This window comes from Pseudanabaena sp. 'Roaring Creek', assembly GCF_001402795.1.
In the GTDB taxonomy this organism is placed as follows: domain Bacteria; phylum Cyanobacteriota; class Cyanobacteriia; order Pseudanabaenales; family Pseudanabaenaceae; genus Pseudanabaena.
The window spans coordinates 1-4,454 of record NZ_LIRE01000456.1 but is presented as its reverse complement, the minus strand read 5'-3'; the positions used below and the strand labels follow the sequence as shown (position 1 = coordinate 4,454).

Annotated in this window: 5 protein-coding genes; 2 read left to right on the top strand and 3 right to left on the bottom strand. The window is 41.8% G+C overall.

Going from position 1 to position 4,454, the window contains the following annotated elements; all coding sequences use genetic code 11:
• Positions 1–320: 320 nt before the first annotated feature.
• The gene (locus AC805_RS14595) at positions 321–1,454 is read left to right on the top strand and encodes a tetratricopeptide repeat protein (RefSeq protein WP_055076095.1); all 1,134 of its coding nucleotides are present in this window, start codon (positions 321–323) and stop codon (positions 1,452–1,454) included.
• 39 nt (positions 1,455–1,493) lie between these two features.
• Here the strand turns inward: AC805_RS14595 and cbiB are convergent, their stop codons facing one another.
• Both cbiB and AC805_RS14585 read right to left on the bottom strand, forming a co-directional pair.
• The gene (cbiB, locus tag AC805_RS14590; RefSeq protein WP_055076094.1) at positions 1,494–2,549 is read right to left on the bottom strand and encodes an adenosylcobinamide-phosphate synthase CbiB; all 1,056 of its coding nucleotides are present in this window, start codon (positions 2,547–2,549) and stop codon (positions 1,494–1,496) included.
• A gap of 255 nt (positions 2,550–2,804) precedes the next feature.
• Positions 2,805–3,326: a hypothetical protein gene (locus tag AC805_RS14585; protein WP_055076093.1), complete on the bottom strand. Its 522-nt coding sequence runs from the start codon at positions 3,324–3,326 to the stop codon at positions 2,805–2,807.
• 77 nt (positions 3,327–3,403) lie between these two features.
• Here AC805_RS14585 and tatA point away from each other — a divergent pair, with 77 nt between their 5' ends.
• Positions 3,404–3,604 (top strand): twin-arginine translocase TatA/TatE family subunit, encoded by a 201-nt coding sequence (tatA, locus tag AC805_RS14580; RefSeq protein ID WP_055076092.1) that lies wholly within the window; start codon positions 3,404–3,406, stop codon positions 3,602–3,604.
• Positions 3,605–3,692: 88 nt separating this feature from the next.
• On the opposite strand, the gene tsaE is transcribed toward tatA, so the two are convergent.
• Positions 3,693–4,262, bottom strand: a complete 570-nt coding sequence (gene tsaE, locus AC805_RS14575) for a tRNA (adenosine(37)-N6)-threonylcarbamoyltransferase complex ATPase subunit type 1 TsaE (protein ID WP_072143634.1) — start codon at positions 4,260–4,262, stop codon at positions 3,693–3,695.
• Between the last annotated feature and the right edge of the window lie 192 nt (positions 4,263–4,454).

Genomic DNA, 4,454 nt, shown 5'->3' with positions numbered 1-4,454 from the left:
TATAGCTATAGCCAAATAAGTTAAGACATAAAACCCAGAAGAGTGTTGCGGCGCTTCGCGCCGCAACACTCTTCTGGGTTTTGTTTTTGTCCTAACATAACTGGCTACTGCTATACATAAAACATAAGAAAGAGGAAAGTGTTTCACGACACATTTCTCCTTTTGCGTTTTGATTTGTCCTAACTAACTCAGGTTTCGCAATATTATTGCTTCTTGCAAGTTTGATGGAGGTAGGTTAGTTTTAAACTATGTAATAACTTTCAAGTATCTGAATTTTTTGACTACTACGCTATTTCTAACTAGCAATTTCCCCTCCTCCTATGACTTATGGCTCCATTAATCCCCAAGACGCAACTATAGTTGACGGCAGTCAACTCGAGCATTACCTAATTCTGCAAGATCCCGAAGGACAGCAGCGAATTTTACTTGATAGCAAAAGTTATGTACTGGGGAGATCGCCAGAAAATGAGATCGTCCTGCGATCGCATTCCGTATCGCGAGAACATGCAACATTAACGGGGATCTACGTATCCGAACCAATATTACAAATATTTCGGCTTACCGATGGAACTCCAGAGAAAGGAAAAAGTACAAATGGCTTAATTATTAATGGAGAACTTCGCGATTCATGGGTATTAATGCAGGGAGATGAGATTGATTTTAGTAGTAATACCAGTGCTGTTTATCGCATTGAACCATTTTCTCCTTACGCCAATGGCAAAATAAATATTTTTCTAGATTGTTTGCATAATTTAGCCGAAAAAGAACGTAAGTCTGGCAAATATAATGAAGCAGAGCAATATCTCGAACAAATTTTAATTATCAATCAACAATTACATGGCGAATTACATCCTTATGTGGCGAATTGTTTAATAGATTTAGCAGTGGTCAACTATTCGCAAAACCTGTTTCAAAAAACCGAAAAACTACTCTTGCAAGCGATTGATATTCGCAAGAAAATATTAAATTCCGAGCATCCTGATGTGGCATCATTAATGCTGGATTTAGCCGCTATTTATAATACTCAAGCCCTTTATGTAAAAGCAGGATTGATATTCTTAGACGCTCTAGCTATTAAGGAGAAATTACTCGGTGCTGACAATCCTGAAATTGCGGATAACTTAGTAGATCTAGCGGCAATTTACTATTCTCAAAAGCGCTATAAAGATGTCAGAAACCTTTATAAAAAAGCCATCAAAATTTATAAGCGCTCATTTGATTCTCAACATCCAACTATTTTGTCAGTGCAAAAGAAGTTGGCAAGTATCAATAAAAGGCTCCGTCCCAAATGGCAATCTTTCAATGTGTTAATTCCCTTGTCTTTAATATTGCTATCGATAGTTATCGCCTATTCATTTTTTGCACCGAAAACAGATATTACCTGTGTCAAAATTTCAAGTGATGGTAGTGCTAAATCCATCTCTGGAGATGAGTGTCGCCAAATGATTAAGTAAGTGTCTAGGCGAAAGCCTGTAGAGCACGCGCAGCGTGCTCTACAGGCTTTGGAGTTTTATAGGGAACGAGATGATCGCCATAATCGACATAAAGGCACTAACCCACAGTAAAAAACATATCCTTGTTAAGTTCAGAGCCTGTGCAATCTTAGATGGGGAGATCGGCTCGATGGGCTCTCCCAATAGAGGTTTCTGTTTGAGAATGCCCCGATAATAATTTGCACCGCCTAGCTGTACTTGTAAAATTGCAGCATATACACATTCGCTCCAGCCCGAATTGGGGCTGGGATCTTGGTTAGCATCGCGTTGACAGATCTGCCAAACATAAACGGGCTTTCGGGAGATTAGGGCTAGGGTGAGCACTGTTAAGCGACAGGGAAGCCATGTCAAAACATCATCGGTTTTGGCACTAAACCAGCCAAGATCGGTATAGGGAGATTCTCGGTAGCCCACCATCGAGTCAAGGGTACTAGCAGCCTTATAAGCGATCGCTAATGTAACGCCACCATAGTCAAAGAGCATTGAACCCAGCAAAGCATAGAATAATGGTGCTGTAACCGCATCGATCGCATTTTCGGTCACCGTTTCTAGAACTGCCCGTAATATCTCTCCTGCCGAAAGTTTATCCGTGTCCCGTCCGACATAGCGGCTAAGCTCCTGTCTTGCCATGTCCAGATTGTCTGTTTGCAGAACTGCTAATACTGAATCGGCTGCATCGCGAAGGCTGCGTCCTGCAAAACAGGCAGCTAACAAAATACTAGAAAAAGCGATCGCCAACAGCGGCTGTACTTGCGAAAGAGCGATCGCCATTAACCAGATCGCAATTCCACTTCCCAAAATTATACTAATTGCCAAAATCGCACCCAAGAACTTCATGACCAATGGAGTAAAAAGGGGGATACGTTGATTACTCTGGGGATCTTCCATCATTACCCCATTGGTAAATTGCGCGATCGCCCATCCGATAACTTGGACTGGATGGAGCCAATTCACAGGATCCCCAATGAAATAGTCGAGACTCGCCGCCAAGACTAAAACCAGTATATTTACATTTACATTTGGATAATTGAGGTGTAAGTTGCTTGCGATCGCCATTATCTAAGTCAAGATTTTGCTTAAAGGTGGAACATTATGTAAGCGCTGTAAGGCTTTTGCGAATAAAAAAGTTCCACCAAGTTATCTAGCTTCGACTCCGCTCAGCTAACGTTGGCTGAGCGGAGTCGAAGCCACAGGTACTTTAAATTACAGCGCTTTGCGCTCAAACCCAAACCAAGAAACTTTTTGAAAGCGTTGCTTTGCAACGTTTTCAAAAAGTTTCTTGTAGTTTGTTTGATCGATAATTTTTGATTTTTAGGATGATAGTTTTTGTTTGAGTACATCGACATTGATGGCACTTAAATCAATTTGAATCTCTAAACGTTGCTTCTCGTCGCGGAAAAGTAAGACCATATCACCATTGGGTTGAGTCAGGCTGCCAAATTGGGGATCGGTGACTTGGATCTTTTGGTAAACGATTTTCGGGAGTGTGATACGGAGCTGATAGTTTCTACCTGATGACGGCAAAATATCTAGACGTTGATTAAAGCGATCGAGTTGGAGATAGCCAACGGAGATATTGCGTTCGTCTGGGCTATTGGGCTTGAACCAATAGAGGGTGATACCACGAAAGCTTGGGGTCTGAATAGCAAAGGTTTCGTCAAGTGATTGTTTGCTCCAGTCAATCGCTAAGCGATCGCTATTTTCGGTTAAGGGGCGTTGTTGCCAAATAATTTCCTGCCCCGCAAGGTCAGTCCACCATTGGGCAATTAGGGCAAGGTTGGCTTCAGCATCGGGATCGGTGCTGCCAAGTGTCCAAGTAATGGTTGATTCCATTAGTTTTTAAGTGCGCTTATTTGTCATTTGCGTAGAGAATAAAAGAATAGCAGATGCATTTGTGGAGATTTAAGGAAATGTTTGGAATTGGCTGGCCTGAGGTAATTGTAATTTCGCTGGTTGGGGTCGCAATTTTTGGGGCGAAACGCATCCCCGAAATTGGTCGCAGTGTCGGACAGGCTTTAAGAGGTTTTCAAGATGAAGTTAAGGGTAATGGCGGATCGGACGCATCTGGTAAAAACGACTCTGTTAAGGACAAGGCAAGCGATCAGGTTTGATCTTTAGAATTTATCTTTAGAATTGATATTTAGGTAGTCCTAAAGTAAGGATGGGCGGCGCTTCGCGCCGCCCATCCTTACTTTAGGACTACCGATGTTTGAATTGTCTGAGAATTTCAATATGATCTGAACCTATTGCTGTTAATTCAATGTGACGGGCTTTAGGTAAATCATCCTCTAGATCGTCTAGATCGTCTTTATCAAGCTCTAAATTAAAGGTTTCAGGATTTTCAAAGGTATTTGTATTAGATTGTGTTGGGACTGAGAGATTGATCCTGAGATGTTGGCAGGGAATGTTTGGTAATTTACTTGCCCATTCGATCGCCACGACCCCAAGGGGAAAATCTATACCCCGCCAATATTCTTCTAGATGAAGGCTCGATATTTGAGGTGACTCTAAGCGATAAAGATCGATGTGATAGAGCGGTAAACGACCTTCTGTATATTCGTCAATTAGAGTAAAAGTGGGACTAGCGATCGTATTGCTAATACCAAGTGCTAGACCAAAGGCTTGAATGAAGGTAGTTTTACCACTGCCCAGATTGCCATCTAGCAACATAATTGTTCCTGCCGTGACAAGTTGGGCAAGTTGGGCAGCGATCGCTTGGGTTTTCCCAAGATTATCTGCATAAAGATCGATCTTTAAAGTCTCAGTCATATATTCGGGTAGACTTTTGTACGTAGGTGATGATTGCCAGCGCTAATTAATTGATAGTAAATAGCTGGGCATAATTAAATATAAAACCCTAAAACCTGCGGCGAACGCTGCGCGTCCGCCGCAGGTTTTAGATGTGGATTTTAATTATGTCCAGCTACTTAATACCAATTCACGAAAGTGTAACAACACTTT